We start from the raw sequence: 16,173 nt of genomic DNA, 5'->3' as shown, positions 1-16,173 counted from the left end.
GGGCGGCTAAGTTATAGCCGCCCTTTTGGTTAGTATCCATCGTTCTGTTTCAGGTTATTATTCCCTGATATGGCCTGCGTTGGCACCGGGAATCTGTTGTAATGTGCGTCAGATGGTGTATGGTCCCACCAGGAATCTGAGGTGAATTTCTTCCAGCGGATCAGATCCGTTCTGCGACGGCCTTCAGCCAGGAACTCTGTTCCCCATTCGGCCAGCATGCGGTATTCATCCAGGTTAGCTACAGTAACAGGGTCAGGATCTACACCGCCTGTAAAGTTCCTTTTCCGTACGGTATTGATCAATGTAGCAGCGCCACCTTTATCTCCTTCACGCATCAGGCATTCTGCCAGCATGTATTGAACTTCCGTAAGGCGGATAGCAGGATTGTCTGCTCCCCAGCGGAGGGTTTTATCAGTGTTGTTCGGGATAGGCACCTTTACAATGCGCACACCGGTGTTCTCTTCTCCTTCAGACATTTTGGAAGGCAGGTCAGCAATGCTGGCATAACGTTTACCAGGGCCAACTTCAGAGAAACGGCCAACCTGGTCCACAAATACCATGGGCAGGTTTTTATATTCCTCTCCTCCAACAATCACGTCACCGGCAGGTGTTAAGTGAGGGCCGTAAATGAACATGCCTTCATATTTTCCGCCGCCTAAATACTTGTATGGCTTTTTGCGAAGGTCTGCATTGTTGAACTTCTCAAATGGAGAACCCAATTTGTATTGCGCAGAATATTGCGCACCGGTTGGTGTGAGAGAAGGTTGAAGATGCCCGCCATTGTTAAGCCCTCCATCTATATCAAAATACTTGGCTGTATTGTAGTGATAGAACACACTGAAGAACCAGTCGTATTGCAGCTTGTTGAATTCAGAAGGAATAGACCAGATGATCTCAGGTGATTTGTCGTTTGTAAAAGTATGCATGCCAAACCAGGTGGGATCTAAACTGTATTCGCCGTATTGTTTGGCGAGTATATCCTGGCAGAGTTTCTTTGCTTCTGCAAACATGGGTTTATTGATGTAGGCTTCTGCATTGAAGTACAGCCTTGCCAGCAAAGTAGCAGCGGCGGCTTGTCTTAATGCTCCTTCTTCTTTATCCGTTACTTTCTTCTTCGGCAGTTTCAGTATTGCTTCTTTCAGCAATGTTTCGATATGCGTGAAAGTTTCCAGGTCTGTTTTACGCGGAAGGGATTCTCCTTCCAGCGATGTGAAAATGGGCAGCCCGCCGAAATAATCCAGCCCTCTCAGATAGAAGAGTGCAATGAGGGTGTTCAGTTGGTTCACATGATCATCTTTATCTGCCTGTGTTAAGGCAAATTTAGTGTAGTCCAGTTTCTCCAGGTCCTTTTTAGCATCCAGGGCCAATGCAACACCCATGAGGGTTCCACGCCATGTTCCCCAAACCCATCCATCATCCGGCGTCCAGCGGTGATAATGGAAACGTTCGTTCTCTCCTCCATTGTACCAGTGGCGGCCTTTAGTGGTAATGGCAAACTGATCTGCTGTATATTCCTGCAGGTTCCATCTGTCTTCTCCCAAATACCAGCGTGCATGGGTAAAGGGGCGATAGAGTGCAGCGAGAATATCTTTTTTGCTTTTATAGAATGTTTCCGGTGTTACCCTGTCGTGGAACTGCTGATCCAGGTTTGTGCAGGCTCCGAAGAAGAGTATCATTAACAATAAGAATATCTTTTTCATACGAATTACTTGTGGAATGAATAATAAGGGCTGCAGGCTTAGAAACTTGCCTGCAGGCCGAACATGAACGTGCGTGTTTTCGGATATACATTCCGTTCTTCAAAACCAGGTTCCAGCCCGTTGATGTTCACTTCAGGGTCCAGACCACTATAATTGGTGAGTACAAAGAGGTCGCGCGCAGTTACATACAGGCGCAGGCCCTTCAATGGTTTCACTGTTTGTGCAGGGAAGGTGTATCCGATGTTGAATGCATCAAGTTTCAGGAAGGTGCCTTTTTCCAGCCAGTAATCGGTCAGTTCTTTTTCACCTTTTACGTTCTTGTTCTTATCGAATGCATCACGTAGTACATTCTGCCCCTTTACAGTCGGAAGGCCGTAGTACATGTTGATCATATTGAATACATCGTGGCCTATCCAGCTACGCATATAGAGGCCCGCATCAAAGTTCTTCCAGCTAAGGCTATGATTCCAGGACAACATTACTTTAGGGATGGCATTACCGATGAACACTTTGTCTTCATTCTTTTTCGCCTGTGCCTTCACATCAAATGGTTTACCTGTTTTATCATAGAGCATCCAGTTACCGGCATCTGTAAATCCGGCAAAACGCCAGATAAAGAAACGGCCGATATCTTCTCCGGGATAGAGCCTCACGGCAGTTCCGGGATTACCGGGGGCAGGGAAACTTTTACGGTCTGCAAAAGTTTGCCCGCCGTTCAATGTGGTCAATGTACTGCGGTTACCTGAAGCTATGATGCCGGTGGTATAATTCCAGTCTGCATTTTTTATGGCTACCCAGTTAAGTTCAATTTCATATCCTTTATTATCCATGTTACCAACATTCACACTGGTTTTGTCATGAATAGCGGGTGGCTGGGAGACGCTCACATCGTAGATCATATCATCAACACGGCGTTGGTAAAAGTCAACACGACCATTCAGCCTGTCGTTAAACAAACCGAAATCAAGACCTACGTTCACTTCTTTTTTTACTTCCCAGCGGATGTTTTTATTCTGGTTGTGCAGCACACCATATGTACGCATCCATTCTCCATCTGCCAGCCACCAGGTGTCTGCTCCATAAACACGGGTAGATACATTGGCGTTGAATCCTTCGTTACCGGTAGCGCCATAACCGCCACGGAGTTTCAGGTTGCTCACCAGGTTGGAGTTTTTCAGGAAGGTCTCTTCTGAAATACGCCATGCGGCTGAGATACCCGGGAAATCACCCCATTGGTTACCGGGTGCGAATTTGGAAGATCCTTCATGCCGCAGTGAAGCAGTGAGGATATAACGATCCCTGAAAGAGTAGTTCACTCTCGCGAAGAACGCGATCAGTTTTACGGTATTGCTCTTCCAGGATCCAATACCTGCGCGGCCGTCTGCCAGCCAGGTACCGGTACCCATATCATTGTCCTGAATACCATCTACCGGAAAGTTGGAGTTATTGGCACTGAAGCCCTGGCCATTAAAATCCTGGTAGGTATAACCACCTACGGCATTGATGTAATGGTGGCCGATATTCTTGTTGTAATTCAAGGTTAGTTCCAGTGTGCGATCGTCCCAGCGGGAATAGGACTGGCTGGCATTCCCGTCAACATTATCATTCCTGGAAATGCGGTGCTGTGCTGAGCGGTAGTAGTTCTTATGTTCCGTATCATTCTTTAATGCTATCATACCTGAAGCATAAAAGTCTTTGGTGATATTGAGCCGGAGTGTGGAACTGGCCAGCAGGTTTTTATATTGGCCCAGGTCCTTTCTCAGTTTTACCTCTGCGATGGGGTTAAAATAATCAAAGCCACCAAGAGGAATATTATAACCGGTTACATCATTTGCGTTATAAGGTGTTTCCGTGGGGTTCATGGTGAGTGCCATGTTGAAAATACCATTATCACTAAAGGTGGCATTGGCCTGGATGTAGCTGACGTTGGTACTGAGTTCTGCTACACCATTGAAAAAAGTGAAATGGGTATTGATGCGGCCGCTGTATTCCTTTCTTTTGGATTCTATGGCCATGCCCGTTGCATTACGCGTCATGAAGGAAGCGTATACCTGTGCATTTTCCGTTCCACCATTTACGTTCAATACGTAACGCTGGCTAAAGGGAGATTTGTTGGTCACTTCTTTGTACCAGTCTGTTTTATGCCCCAGGTCTGTACCCACTTTATTAGCTACAAATTCTTCTGCGGTAAGGGATTCCGGTCTTCTGCGGATAGATTCCAGGAATAATTCGCTGGTAAAGGTGGCGCGGAGCATGCCGGCCTTTGCTTTTTTAGTGGTGATCAGGATCACGCCGCCGGAAGCCCTGGTACCATAGATGGCGCCGGCAGATGCATCGCGTAATACGCTGATGGATTCAATATCTTCTTTTACTACCGTGTTGATGTTACCACCGGGGATACCATCAATTACCACCAAGGGACCCTGTGCGGCATTGATGGAATTCACACCACGCAGTTGTAATGATACCCCTGCATTGGGATCGGTTCCATTGGTGGAGATCACTGTAAGGCCGGGTACTTTTCCCTGGATAGCCATCAGCGGGGATACGGAGCCTGCGATCAGATCTTCCTGGCCCAGTTTTGTAACGGCGCCCGTGAGGTCGCGTTTGTTCATGGTACCATAACCAACTACCACCACTTCGTTCAGCTCCGTATCCTTACTTTCCAGCAGGGTAACGTTAATGGACGTCCGGCCGTTTATGGGGATGGCTTGTGGGGCGTATCCGATAAAGCTGAATGTGAGCGTGCCTTTTTCATCTATGCGGATGGAGTATTCTCCCTGTTCATTTGATATCGTGCCTTTTCCGGGGCCGGATACAATGCTAACACCCGGAAGGGGCAAACCCGTGCGGTCTGTGACCTTTCCTTTTACGGTGATCTCTCCCAGCGGCGTTTCTTCTTTTTTGATGACCACCAGGTTTTCGCCAAGTTTATCAAAAACGAGGCCGGTGCCGTTGAGCATTTGTGAGAGCAGGTCTAAAACGGGGACGTTCCTGGCGTCCACCGTCACTTTCACACCCTCATTCAATACAAGGTTGCTGAACACGAAGCGGTAATCCGTTTTGCGTTCCACTTCCTTCAGTGCGCGGGTGAGTTGTGTGTTACGAAAATCCACACTGACCTTATTCTGCGAGTTTCCTTCATATGCCGTCACCTGCAATGTGGTAAGCAGCAACAATGCCGTTGTCAGTTTCATAAGTAGAATCTTTTTAAACGCCCTCCGGGAGGGCAGTTTAATACAGGTGTTTTTCATACCTTAGAGGAGGTTTAAATGTTAAAAATGCGGCGCAGCAATGCTGCCCTTGTTTTTAGCCAGGGGAGAACAGGTACCAGCTGTGCTCCCCTCCTTTTTTAAATGGGAATTGTGATTGCTATATGTAAAAAACGTTATCTCCGATTTTGGTGACTGATCTTGATCTCTTTTCCTTTAATGTTATACTTGAATCCATAAGAAGCCTGCAGGGCTTTCATAACCTGGTTGATATCTTCCTTTTCAAAAGTGGCGGTGAATGTATACTGCTCTACTATTTTATCTTCAAAGATGATCTGTACGTTGAACCAGCGTTCCAGCTTTTGCCGGATATCGCTGAAGGTTTCATTTTCAAACACCAGGCGGTTCTGTGACCATGCGGTTTCCACGTTCACCAGGTTGCGGTTGTAAGACAGCGGCATAATTGCAGTGGAACGCGGCTTTATATCTGCGGGTGCGGATGATGCCGGCAACGCCTCCAGGTCTTTTACGATCACAAACTTCTCTTTTGGCAGCAGGGTTTTATAAGCTGCGGCCGTATGTTTCAGGTAGATCTCTACCTTTCCGCTGATCAGGGAGGTTTCGCTTTTTTTGTCTCCGGGATATGCTTTTACATTGAATACCGTACCCAATACTTTAACATCATACCCTTCTACACCTACGATGAAAGGTTTTTCCGCATCGTGCTGTACTTCAAACAAAGCTTCTCCTTTCAGGCTTACGGTGCGGTTTTCTCTGCCAAAATCCTTGTCCAGCAGCAATTCCGATCCGGCGTTGAGGATCACGGTAGAGCTGTCAGGCAATTTGATCGTGCGCTTTTCTGCGAGGGCGGTGGTGAATGCATATAATTGCGGCGCCACTGATACCTCTGGCTTATTTCTGAAGAGGAAAAACGTGGAAACAGCGATCACGGCTGCGATGGCGGCTGCGGCGAAGAGGGTTTGGAGGTTTTTTCTCCTGCTATGCATGGGGATCACAACGGTTTCTTCTTCCTTTGTTTCTATTAACATGAGGGAGATGCCGAGTACCAGTTCCCGGGCCTCAGCGATGGTGGCTGCCTCTTCCGGATGTTCGGTGAGGTAGTTTTTCCAGTGGGTAGTATCTGATGGGTTCCTGTTAAAGCAATAGTTGATAAAACTGTCGTTTATGACGAGTTCCTCGATTTCATAACGGTCCGGCATATGTACCTGTTTCCTCTATAGACGGAGGGAGAGGTTTCTTTTACCAACTTTTGGGGAAGTTTTTTTTGAGGGGTTGCTTAAAGCGCTGGCAGCAGGGAGAATGGTGATTTATTTGCCGGGGGTTGCTTAAAGCGCTGGCAGCAGGGAGAAAATGGCGGCAAACTTCAACCTTGGATTGGAATTCCTCAGCTCCTCACGGAGGGCTTTAATGCCTTCGTAGAGGTTGTTGTATACGGAGCGGGTATTGAGGCCTGTTCGTTCTGCGATCTGCTCTGTGGTGAGGCCCTCATAGTATTTGAGGTGGATCACGTTCTGGCAGCGGGCAGGGAGACGTTTGAATGCAGCTCTGATAGAGGCCAGGAGTTCTTCATTAGATTGAAGGCGGACCAGGTTTTCCAGCACGGAGGGTTCGTAGGCCGTATTTTCTGTCAATTCTGCTTTGGGCTGCTGTTGCTTCGAACGGCGGTAGTCATCTATCAGCTTACGGCCGAAAGCCCGGGTGAGGTAAGCTTTGGGATGTTGAATATCAGCAGGCTCGAGGTTCTTTTGCAGCAGTTCCAGGAAGAATTGCTGTACCTGGTCTCTGCTCTCTTCCTCCCCATATCCCCAACGGGTGGCGATATAGATCAGGTGCGCATGAAACTTGGCATACCAACTGTCGACGTGTTGTGTTAGGTTTGAACCCATGACTTATCTAGTGGCGAAAAAGTAAGGAATTTTATCCAATTGGACGAAATTTCCTTTTGGCTCCCATGCTGTGTAACCTTTCCCGTCTTTTTGCCGTTTCACCATTAAACACCACGACATGAAATATCTACTCTACACCTGTATGCTTTTTTTACTATTTGCCTGCAAGAAAAATAGAGACAAGGGCAAAGAACCGGTAGAATACCATTGGCTTGTTGGTAAATGGAAACTTAAGCAATCAGCTATCAGCACTGGCGGGCCACTGGAGATCAGACCTGCTGATCCGAATAATCCTGTTTATATTGAATTCAAAAGCGATGGCCAGTTTAGCGCTTCGCCTGCTGTGGCCAACGGGAATGATCATTATAGAATTGATAGTAACAGGATCTCCTTAACCAGTACCTCGCGCCCAACAGCCCATGTTCTTAAGTATGTTATTGGAAAAGAGTTATTGATCCTTTATCCCATTGACCCGGCTTGTATAGAAGGTTGCTACAACGTATACACGCTTGTCCGGTAAATATTAAGGGCCCACAGCTTCTTCACTGCGAACCCTTTAGATGATTTTAGTTGCGTGCATTCCAGATACCTGTTGCCGCCGTTCTTTTAACGTAATCTGAAAAATCCCGTGGTGCTCTGCCCAAAGCGCGTTGTACACCATCGGCCAGGCTTTCATTCCTTCCGTCCAGCACTTCTGAAAATAAGTAGATGACCAGCCAGATAAATTCTTCAGGAACACTATATTCCTCAAGCATGGACCTGTATTGCTTTTCAGAAACCTGTTCATATTTAATCTTCCTGCCGGTGGCTTTAGAGATCTCTGCAATAGCTTCACGAAAAGAGATCAGACGGGCACCTGTTAATTCGTATAACTGACCGTTGTGGCCTTCTTCTGTTAATGCAGCTACGGCTACATCAGCAATATCGTCCACATCTACAAATGGTTCACGTACATCTCCTGCGAGTAGTGCTACATGACCTTCAATAATAGGATCCAGCATATATCCTTCGCTGAAGTTCTGATTGAACCAGGCACATCTTACAATCGTCCAATCCACACCTGCCTGCATGATGAGCTCCTCGCAATCCTGTGCTTCTTTTTCTCCGCGGCCGGAGAGTAATACCAATTTCTTTACACCATTTTCCACGGCCAGTTTGGTAAATGCGCCTACTTTTTTAACGGCGCCGGGTATGGCCAGATCCGGGTGATAACTGATGTAAACAGCATCAATGTCTTTCAATGCGGGTTTCCATGTTGCTGCATCTTCCCAGTCGAAAGAAGGGGTTGCGGAACGCGAGCCGATCCTTACGGGCCAACCTTTTGCTTTTAGTTGTTCTGCTACTCTGCTACCTGTTTTGCCGGTGCCGCCTAATACGAGGGTTGTTGTTTGTGTGTTCATATAGTTTGGTTATTTTTTACCAAAATTAGGATGAGCCACACCTGGAAAATAGAACAAAACCGACAGGGATTATTTTCCTTTCAATTTTTTTAAATAAGCATTCTGAAGATCGTTTAGGTAAGTATCATATCCTTTTCGGTCTGCAAATACAGCCGGGTTATAAGCATCGTTGGGTTTGTGTTTTTCGTGCAGCTCAAACTGGCTGGCATGAGAAGAAAGCCAGAGATCGAACTGCAGCTTTTTCATTGCTCCCAATGTATAAGCATAATCTTTGGCCACCTCCGGATATTTGGGCATGCCGGCAAGATTGGTTTCATCCAGGATGGAGGGCATATTGGCGATCAATACACGATATGAGCGGCTGGAATCTTTCACCGTAAACATAAAACTATTGGCGCCTTTTGTATGACCCGGGTGATGCAACTCTATGATCTGCATGCCACCGAGAGTAATGGTATCCTGTTTATGCAGCAGGCGATCTGCCTTCACAGGGTCGAACCTGAATTCCGGTCCAAGCACATAATCGGACTTCCCGCCATCAGCCAGCACCAGTGCATCCTTTTCATTGATCATCATTTTTGCACCTGTTGTTTTCTTTATGGCTGCCATTGCGCCTACATGATCAACATGCGCATGCGTTGTCAATAATATCCTGATATCGGTAAATTTAAAGCCTAAGGCTTCCACATGTGAACGGATCATGGGAGCCGATCCTGTTGTGCCGGTGTTGATAAGTATATGGCCCTGTTGAGTGGTAATAAGATAACAGGCCAGGTCGTACGTACCCACGTAATACAGATTACCGGCAATCCTGAAGGGTTTATAATCCCTTGTCCAATCCGGGTTTTGCGCATTTGCGCAGAAGCTGGTTAACAGCAGCAATGTGATCTGAAATAGTTTCTTTAGCATGGTATTGTAAAGATAAAAAAAAGGCGTCTCCTGCGAGACGCCCCAACTGCTTTTCTTATTGCCTGGCCCTTTGCATAGGGTTCCCGTCATTCCGGGTCCCCCGTGCCGGCCTTTCCCCTTTAAACAATTCAAATTTAGAAGGAACAGCCTGGCGTGGCCAGTAGTTATTGGTTTCTTCAATATCTGCGGTTTCCCGGTAGGGGTCTAAGCGCACAGATACTACCTGCTTGTCTTTTGCGAAAACCTTGGTTACTTTATATTCATCGAGCCGCCAGATATAAGCGGAAATACGATCTACTTCTTTGCTGCCATCTGCAAAGGTCCATTCAATAATAATAGGCATTACGTTACCACCCTGGTTGCTGAAAGAGAGTTCGTAGAAATTCTTTTTGCTTTCATACAACCGTTTTTCATCCGGTGTGAGGGAAGCCTGCATCTGACTGTAAGCTTCTGTTTGATCCGGTGTTACGGCGTAACGTTCCCATTTATTATAGAAGTCCTGCAGACTGGTATCCTGCTCTACTGCAAACTTAACACCTTGTGCGCGGTTGCGGGTTTGAGCGATATGTTTTTGTTTCTGTTGTGCTTCGCTTTCCGTGAGTTTGTTTTCAATAGCAGGATTCTTTGAATCCATGCGGTACCATTTCACGCTATCCAGGGAAATATCTACCGGTTCAATACCAAAGAACCATCCGCGCCAGAACCAATCCAGGTCTACTGCGGAAGCATCTTCCATAGTGCGGAAGAAGTCAGTAGGCGTAGGATGTTTGAATTCCCAGCGGCGTGCATACTCTTTGAATGCATAATCAAACAGCTCGCGGCCCATCACGGTTTCACGCAGGATATTCAATGCGGTGGCAGGCTTTGCGTAAGCATTCGGGCCAAACAACACAATGTTCTCTGAATTGCTCATCACCGGTTCCAGCTGATCTTTAGGCAGTTTCATGTAATCTGTGATGCGCTGTGCTGGGCCACGCTGGGAAGGATAATTGTTATCCCATTCCTGCTCTGCGAGGAACTGGCAGAAGGTGTTCAGCCCTTCATCCATCCATGACCACTGGCGTTCGTCTGAATTCACGATCATGGGGAAGAAGTTATGCCCTACTTCGTGAATGATCACACTGATCATACCGTACTTGGTAGATTCGGAATAGGTGCCATCCTTTTCTGCACGGCCATGGTTGAAACAGATCATCGGGTATTCCATCCCGTTGGAAGCTTCTACGGAAATAGCTACCGGGTAAGGATAAGCAATGGTATGTTTAGAATATACTTTCAGGGTATGTGCAACAGCTTTGGTTGAATACCTGCGATAAAGAGGATAAGCTTCCGGGCCATAATAGCTCATGGCCATTACTTTCTTTCCTTCTACATTGGTGGCCTGCGCATCCCATACCAGGCGGCGGGAAGAAGTCCATGCAAAATCACGTACATTCTCCGCTTCGTAGATCCATGTTTTCTTATTGGTGGATTTACTTTTTATCGCCTGCTGTGCTTCTGCCAGGGTCACTATTTCCATGGGCTGGTCTGCAGACTGTGCCTGCTGCCAGCGCTGGAATTGTGCAGGCGTGAGCATTTCTTTATAGTTACGGCATTCGCCGGTTGCGCCTACCACATGATCTGCCGGCACGGTCATCTTCACTTTAAAATTGCCAAAGGTGAGGGCAAACTCTCCCCTGCCGGTGAACTGTTTGTTCTGCCAGCCCTGGAAGTCTGAATACACAGCAAGGCGCGGATACCATTGTGCCATGGTATAGAGGCTGTTCTGATCTTCAGGGAAGTATTCATAACCACCGCGGCCGCCAAGGGTCATACGGTTGGGGATCTTATACCACCAATCCACATTAAAGCGGAATTTTTCACCGGGCTGTAATGTTTTAGGCAGCTCTATCCGCATCATTGTTTGGTTGATGGTATAGGTGAGCGCTTTGCCTGTGGCATCTGTTACTTTGAGGATGTTCACACCATGACCAGGTTCCATTCCCATAATGCCATTGATGGCACGGGAGCTCATCCTGTCCGTCATCTTACTTCCGTTAAAGCTGTTGTTATCGCTTTTAGGATCGTGTTCATTTTCATCCAGCTGGAGCCAGAGGTATGTAAGCGGGTCAGGAGAATTATTGAAATAAGTGATGGTTTCTGAACCATTGAGGCGTTGCTGTGGTTCATCAATCTCTGCCGCTATCTCATAGTCCGCACGTTGCTGCCAGTATTTTGGTCCTGGTATGCCGGATGCAGAGCGATACATATTCGGGTCTGCCAACAGGTATCCTAACTGCTCAAACCGGTTCCCATGGTTAGAGCCAGGGTTCTGTGCATGTAACAGCATAGGCGCTATTGCAAACAAGCAGAGGAATAGTTTTTGCTTCATCATATACTACTTCATTAAAGTTCCTAAACGTTCCAGGCTCATCATAAAGGCTATTCCGAAAATAGCTGCGGAAATGAACATCGTCCAATCCCTTCTTTTTGCGCCGGATAAATTTACAATGATCTGTGCCAGCAGCAGGACCACCAATACAATGATCAGCTGACCTGCTTCCAGGCCCAGGTTAAATGCCAGTAAAGGCTGTACGATATCGGTCTGCGAGCCTAGCATACTTTTCAGGTAATTGGAAAAACCCATACCGTGAATAAGGCCGAAGAACAGGGCAAAGAAATAGTTCAGCTGTACAGCGCCTGTTTCTTCTGTTTTTCTGAATACATTACTTAATGCAGTGATCACAATGGTCACCGGGATCAGGAATTCTATCAGGGCCGTATTTACTTTTACGATGCTCAATACGCTTAATGCGAGGGTGATGGAATGGCCTATTGTGAATGCAGTGACCAGTATGAGTACCTTTTTCCAGTCCTTCATCAGGTAGACGGCACATAATGCCATCACAAATAAAATATGATCGTATCCGCTCAAATCGACGATATGTTGCCAGCCTTCCTGAAAATACAAGCTGAACTCCTGCATGGATTTAGATTTTTGTAACTTCGTAATGATAAGGATGCTACATTAAAAAACGAAATATTTGGGGCAAATGGGGCTATTATTATGCAAATGGTTATTTTTTCTGCATCCGTTCTACCTGAGTGTGACGGAGATCAGGCACAATCCGGCTCATAAATCACTGGAAATCAGCTGCAGGATCTTTGCGGACGACCTGGAGAATACACTCAAAAAACAGTCTAATACCACCTTTGATATCATCAAACCACAGAATCGTGTGATCGTGGATACTTTGATAGCAAGGTATATCCGGCAGCATCTGCAGATCTCCGTGGATGGTCATATGGTGGCGCCCCGTTACCTTGGTTATAAGATAGAGGAAGATGCGGCCTGGTGTTTCCTGGAGGTTTCCGGAGTAGCCAATGTAAAAAAGCTGGAATTAAAGGATGATATACTTTATGAGGCACACGAATCACAAAGCCACATGATCCATGTGATCGTGAATGATAAGCGGCAGAGTACGAAGCTGGATAATCCGAAGAGTGCGGCGAGTTTTGTGTTTTAACGGCTCTTTTTCAACTCACTTATTTCCTTTTGCTGTTCTGCAATTATTGCCTGCTGCGCAGCAAGTTTTTTATTGACCTCTATCAGGTATAGTGTTAGTTCTTCTATTTTCTGCATTTGCAGTTGCTGCATTTCGCCAAGGTCCAGGCCATTTTCTTTTATTTCTTTCGCAGAAGGTATGCCCGGAAGATGTTTTTTAGACCTGATGTGTACCTCTACTTTCTCCAAAGTGGGTAAAGCATATGCAGGATCAAATACAAAGTCGGCCCAGGGCATCTCCTGTGCCATTACTTTTACTTTCCTGGCACCGATCGTACCTTCCACAGCTAATTTATAGGTTCCCGGCGTTGTTGTTCCAATCCCGATATTGTTAGTATTGGCTTTAATGCAAAGTGCAGTATTAGTGGCGCTGGGGCTATCATGTGCCCAGATCATGATATCTTTTGTAACACCGGTACCTTGCTGGGTAGACATTAAGGCAACCGAAGGGACTGGTGCAGCCCAGCTGGAATTAGCTATCCCAAACAATGCTGATGCTGAATTACCAAGATCTGCTTTTTCATATGCCTCAAATATACCGGAGATGGTTGCTGTATTGGATGCTCCTGGTTTGAGCCTGACGGTGGTGTTTTCCGCACTCACATCATTTATCATCATTCCGCTGTATCTAATAGAACCGGTCACGTCCAGCGGAACTACCGGGTTTGAAATGCCAATACCAATATTCCCGGAGGAAGATATATTGAAAATCGGGTTTAGAGGCACATTGGCAGTTGCAGCACGTCCTCCCCAGATAGAGAAATTATTGTACGTATCCCCACTTCCAAATGTGAGCGCCCATGATTGACGATAAGCATTGGTAGGTTGTATATTCCTGGAAGTTGGTTTCCCATTAGCATCAAGAACAGGATTAATATTAGTGCCAAAAATACCAGTAAACACGCCAGTTATTTCCTTCTCTCCTTGTTCATGTGACCCAATGGTCAACCAATCATAATCAGCACCTGTTCCAAACTGCTTTCTGAACAACTGATTCCCATTGTATATCGTCAGTTTCTCTGAAGGCGTTAGAGTACCGATCCCCGCATTCCCGGTTGAATCAAGTTTGTTCTGAGCTTGGGTTGTAACACTCAGTAATAAAATAGCGGCGTATAATAACTTAAAGAATTTTACAGGCATTGGGTTATTTTTCTATAAATATAGAATTAAAATAACATTGGCTTATTAATACCTTTATAGTGCAGCACCTTATCAATAAATTGATAAGCCTCTAATCTCACTGCAGGCGGAAAATCATGTGCTGCATCCGGATATCTTACCTGCAGGTTCTTTTCTGCTTTAAGCTGCTTATATGCCTTTGTGATCGTTACCATTCCCTTCTCCACTCCTTTCACATCAAAGTTAGCATCTCCAACAGGTGAATTGTTGAAAAACGGCCTTGGAGCCAGAGAACTGATAACTTCATCAAAATCCCAGGGTACTTTTTCCAGTTGGTATTTATCTTTGATCAAAGGCATGTAACGTGTCTGTGCCCATGGACCCAGCCTGCCGCCAAATTTCTTAGATGCAGCTTCACCAATGTTGTAATAATCCATCAGCGTCCAGCTGCAACTGGCCACGATCACTTTGATGCGGGGATCAAATGCTGCCACGAAAATAGCATTGTGGCCTCCGAGGGAATGGCCTATTACACCAATGCGTTCGGGATCTACTTCCTTTCTTGATTGCAGCAGATCAATACAGCGGATATGATCGAAGATGGCTTTCATGGTGCCGGATGCGTATCTGTCCTTTTCAAAATCATAGTCCTTCATATCTCCAAAGCTGGGATAATCAGGTGCTATCACTACATATCCTCTCTGCGCTAATTCTTTGGCGTAGGCCCTGTTAGGCTTCTTGTTTTCGCCGCTGATGGCTTTTCTACCTAAAGGATCTGTGCCATGTAAGGCCAGCATAGCGGGGAGTTTGCCTTTCTTATGCGGGATGTAGAGTAATGCAGGCAGAATCTCGTTTTCCGCTACAGTGAAGCGGATATCGTAACGGGTATGGTCTTCTTCAACAAGACTATCTACGATTGTTACGTTCATATCCGGCAGATGGGTACGGTCTGGCAAAGGGCCCATGACCAGTTCCATTTTCTGAAGCACCTGTGCTTTAGTGATGCCGGAGAGTAGTAAAAAGGCAATAAGGAGCTTTTTCATATACGCTAATATATGAAAATTGTGTACGTTACCGTAATTTTACCGGTTATCCATAAATTTCACCGGTTTCCGGCTGCCTTCGGGGAATTGCATTTTAAGGATATCCTGCATGGTGGCGTATTTTACCTGTGGGATCACCCTGAGTTTGGCCTGCAGGTATGACTTAATCTTCCGGTCAATCTCCTCAGACTCCTCAGAAGGGCTGAGATGGAGTAAGATCTCGTCTGTCCCGATCTCGTTGGAGAACACTTCCACAATAAATTCCTTCACATCTTCCATTTCACTCAGGAGGTCGTATAGTGCAGGTGGGTATAAGGTAGTGCCTTTGTATTTGATCATTTGTTTGCGGCGGCCGATCACAGGAGATAAACGTACAGTCTGCCGGCCACATTTGCAGGGCTCTTCATAATACTGGCAGATATCTCCTGTTTTGTAACGCAGCAGGGGCATGGCTTCCACGCCTAATGTTGTTATAGTTACTTCACCGGGAGTGCCGGGAGGCACAGGCTGGTCCTGTTCATCCAGCAATTCAACAATGAGTAGTTCAGGATGATGATGCCCCCCCTGCCCTGCTTTACATTCTGTAAAAGCAGTTTGCATTTCTGTGGAAGCATAGGTGGAAAAGAGCTGGATGTTCCATTTATCCGTGATCTTTTTGCCCAGTACATTATAGGAGAAGTCAACGTTGCGGATGTTCTCTCCAATGCATACAGCTTTCTTAACAGAAGAAACATTGATATCAATGCCATGTTCTTCTGCAAATGCGATCAGCTTTAAGATGAAAGAAGGTACCGCCACGATGGTGGTAGGTTGTATGCGTGCAATATTCTCCCATTGCAGGGAAGGTACCCCAGGGCCTACACGCAATACGCCTGCGCCTAATTTCCGGATACCTGAATAGTAGGCCATACCAGCCATGAATTGCCTGTCCAGCGTAAGCATCAGCTGGTAGATATCTTCATCTGTACCACCGGCACAGCTGAAAGAAATGTATTCATTATAGGTCAGCCTTTGCAGGTCTTTCTCTGTGAGGGCAATGATCACGGGTTTACCGAGTGTGCCGGAAGTGGTAGTATACTCTGCTATTTTGCCTTTATCCACGCATAAGAAATCCCAGTTACGTTGTTGCAGGTCTTCCTTGCTCACAGTGGGAATATTACGCAGGTCTGCAATGGTCCGGATGTTATCAGTGTTTACTTTGTGCAGGGAGAACCATTCTTTATAAAAGGGAGAGAACTGGCGCAGGTATCCCAGCAGGTGTTGCAGCTCCTTTTCCTGGAATTGCCGGATCGAAGCGGCAGATTGCAATTCTATGTCTGGTATGTACATAAATATCTTA

General features: G+C 46.3%; 13 protein-coding genes. 2 read left to right on the top strand and 11 right to left on the bottom strand.

The window, feature by feature from the left end; genetic code table 11:
- Positions 1-29: 29 nt before the first annotated feature.
- The 4 genes from AAHN97_RS02995 to AAHN97_RS02980 all read right to left on the bottom strand — a co-directional run bounded on the left by AAHN97_RS02995 (position 30) and on the right by AAHN97_RS02980 (position 6,819).
- A complete protein-coding gene (locus AAHN97_RS02995; protein WP_343306075.1) occupies positions 30-1,700 on the bottom strand; it encodes a RagB/SusD family nutrient uptake outer membrane protein in 1,671 nt (556 codons plus the stop codon).
- 38 nt (positions 1,701-1,738) lie between these two features.
- On the bottom strand, positions 1,739-4,897 hold the full coding sequence (locus AAHN97_RS02990; RefSeq protein ID WP_343306074.1) for a SusC/RagA family TonB-linked outer membrane protein: 3,159 nt from the start codon (positions 4,895-4,897) through the stop codon (positions 1,739-1,741).
- 191 nt (positions 4,898-5,088) lie between these two features.
- Positions 5,089-6,132, bottom strand: coding sequence for a FecR family protein (locus tag AAHN97_RS02985; RefSeq protein ID WP_343306073.1), 1,044 nt, complete (start codon positions 6,130-6,132; stop codon positions 5,089-5,091).
- A gap of 126 nt (positions 6,133-6,258) precedes the next feature.
- Entirely contained in the window at positions 6,259-6,819 is a 561-nt protein-coding gene (locus AAHN97_RS02980; RefSeq protein WP_343306072.1) for an RNA polymerase sigma factor, read from the bottom strand.
- Between the two features lie 118 nt (positions 6,820-6,937).
- On the opposite strand from AAHN97_RS02980, the gene AAHN97_RS02975 reads away from it, so the two are divergent.
- On the top strand, positions 6,938-7,339 hold the full coding sequence (locus AAHN97_RS02975; RefSeq protein ID WP_343306071.1) for a hypothetical protein: 402 nt from the start codon (positions 6,938-6,940) through the stop codon (positions 7,337-7,339).
- 46 nt (positions 7,340-7,385) lie between these two features.
- On the opposite strand, the gene AAHN97_RS02970 is transcribed toward AAHN97_RS02975, so the two are convergent.
- The 4 genes from AAHN97_RS02970 to AAHN97_RS02955 form a co-directional block, all read right to left on the bottom strand.
- On the bottom strand, positions 7,386-8,219 hold the full coding sequence (locus AAHN97_RS02970) for an NAD(P)H-binding protein (protein ID WP_343306070.1): 834 nt from the start codon (positions 8,217-8,219) through the stop codon (positions 7,386-7,388).
- A 69-nt stretch (positions 8,220-8,288) separates the two neighbouring features.
- A complete protein-coding gene (gene bla, locus AAHN97_RS02965; protein ID WP_343306069.1) occupies positions 8,289-9,128 on the bottom strand; it encodes a subclass B3 metallo-beta-lactamase in 840 nt (279 codons plus the stop codon).
- Between the two features lie 55 nt (positions 9,129-9,183).
- The gene (locus AAHN97_RS02960) at positions 9,184-11,499 is read right to left on the bottom strand and encodes a M1 family metallopeptidase (RefSeq protein ID WP_430516967.1); all 2,316 of its coding nucleotides are present in this window, start codon (positions 11,497-11,499) and stop codon (positions 9,184-9,186) included.
- Between the two features lie 6 nt (positions 11,500-11,505).
- Positions 11,506-12,093 carry a HupE/UreJ family protein gene (locus AAHN97_RS02955; protein ID WP_343306067.1) on the bottom strand — a complete coding sequence of 196 codons (588 nt, stop codon included), beginning with the start codon at positions 12,091-12,093 and terminating at the stop codon, positions 11,506-11,508.
- A gap of 67 nt (positions 12,094-12,160) precedes the next feature.
- Here AAHN97_RS02955 and AAHN97_RS02950 point away from each other — a divergent pair, with 67 nt between their 5' ends.
- Positions 12,161-12,634: a DUF6702 family protein gene (locus AAHN97_RS02950; protein ID WP_343306066.1), complete on the top strand. Its 474-nt coding sequence runs from the start codon at positions 12,161-12,163 to the stop codon at positions 12,632-12,634.
- Here AAHN97_RS02950 and AAHN97_RS02945 read toward each other — a convergent pair.
- From AAHN97_RS02945 to AAHN97_RS02935, 3 genes are read right to left on the bottom strand one after another with little or no spacing between them, the layout of a single operon-like run.
- On the bottom strand, positions 12,631-13,812 hold the full coding sequence (locus tag AAHN97_RS02945; protein ID WP_343306065.1) for a hypothetical protein: 1,182 nt from the start codon (positions 13,810-13,812) through the stop codon (positions 12,631-12,633). The two genes, AAHN97_RS02950 and AAHN97_RS02945, sit on opposite strands and share 4 nt — an antisense overlap.
- A 26-nt stretch (positions 13,813-13,838) precedes the next feature.
- A complete protein-coding gene (locus tag AAHN97_RS02940) occupies positions 13,839-14,834 on the bottom strand; it encodes an alpha/beta hydrolase family protein (RefSeq protein WP_343306064.1) in 996 nt (331 codons plus the stop codon).
- Positions 14,835-14,873: 39 nt separating this feature from the next.
- Positions 14,874-16,163, bottom strand: a complete 1,290-nt coding sequence (locus tag AAHN97_RS02935) for a phenylacetate--CoA ligase family protein (RefSeq protein ID WP_343306063.1) — start codon at positions 16,161-16,163, stop codon at positions 14,874-14,876.
- Positions 16,164-16,173: the final 10 nt, after the last annotated feature.

Origin of the sequence: Chitinophaga niabensis (genome assembly GCF_039545795.1) — a bacterium.
Lineage (GTDB): Bacteria > Bacteroidota > Bacteroidia > Chitinophagales > Chitinophagaceae > Chitinophaga > Chitinophaga niabensis_B.
Note: the sequence above shows the minus strand (reverse complement) of the source record. Positions and strands in the feature narration are given on the sequence as shown.

Bases quoted from the DNA above. Each gene is read 5' to 3' on its own strand.
- AAHN97_RS02980 (WP_343306072.1), bottom strand. From the start codon at position 6,819: ATGGGTTCAAACCTAACACAACACGTCGACAGTTGGTATGCCAAGTTT.
- AAHN97_RS02935 (WP_343306063.1), bottom strand. From the start codon at position 16,163: ATGTACATACCAGACATAGAATTGCAATCTGCCGCTTCGATCCGGCAA.
- AAHN97_RS02970 (WP_343306070.1), bottom strand. From the start codon at position 8,219: ATGAACACACAAACAACAACCCTCGTATTAGGCGGCACCGGCAAAACA.
- AAHN97_RS02940 (WP_343306064.1), bottom strand. From the start codon at position 14,834: ATGAAAAAGCTCCTTATTGCCTTTTTACTACTCTCCGGCATCACTAAA.
- AAHN97_RS02985 (WP_343306073.1), bottom strand. From the start codon at position 6,132: ATGCCGGACCGTTATGAAATCGAGGAACTCGTCATAAACGACAGTTTT.
- AAHN97_RS02995 (WP_343306075.1), bottom strand. From the start codon at position 1,700: ATGAAAAAGATATTCTTATTGTTAATGATACTCTTCTTCGGAGCCTGC.
- bla (WP_343306069.1), bottom strand. From the start codon at position 9,128: ATGCTAAAGAAACTATTTCAGATCACATTGCTGCTGTTAACCAGCTTC.
- AAHN97_RS02945 (WP_343306065.1), bottom strand. From the start codon at position 13,812: ATGCCTGTAAAATTCTTTAAGTTATTATACGCCGCTATTTTATTACTG.
- AAHN97_RS02975 (WP_343306071.1), top strand. From the start codon at position 6,938: ATGAAATATCTACTCTACACCTGTATGCTTTTTTTACTATTTGCCTGC.
- AAHN97_RS02955 (WP_343306067.1), bottom strand. From the start codon at position 12,093: ATGCAGGAGTTCAGCTTGTATTTTCAGGAAGGCTGGCAACATATCGTC.
- AAHN97_RS02990 (WP_343306074.1), bottom strand. From the start codon at position 4,897: ATGAAACTGACAACGGCATTGTTGCTGCTTACCACATTGCAGGTGACG.
- AAHN97_RS02960 (WP_430516967.1), bottom strand. From the start codon at position 11,499: ATGAAGCAAAAACTATTCCTCTGCTTGTTTGCAATAGCGCCTATGCTG.
- AAHN97_RS02950 (WP_343306066.1), top strand. From the start codon at position 12,161: ATGGGGCTATTATTATGCAAATGGTTATTTTTTCTGCATCCGTTCTAC.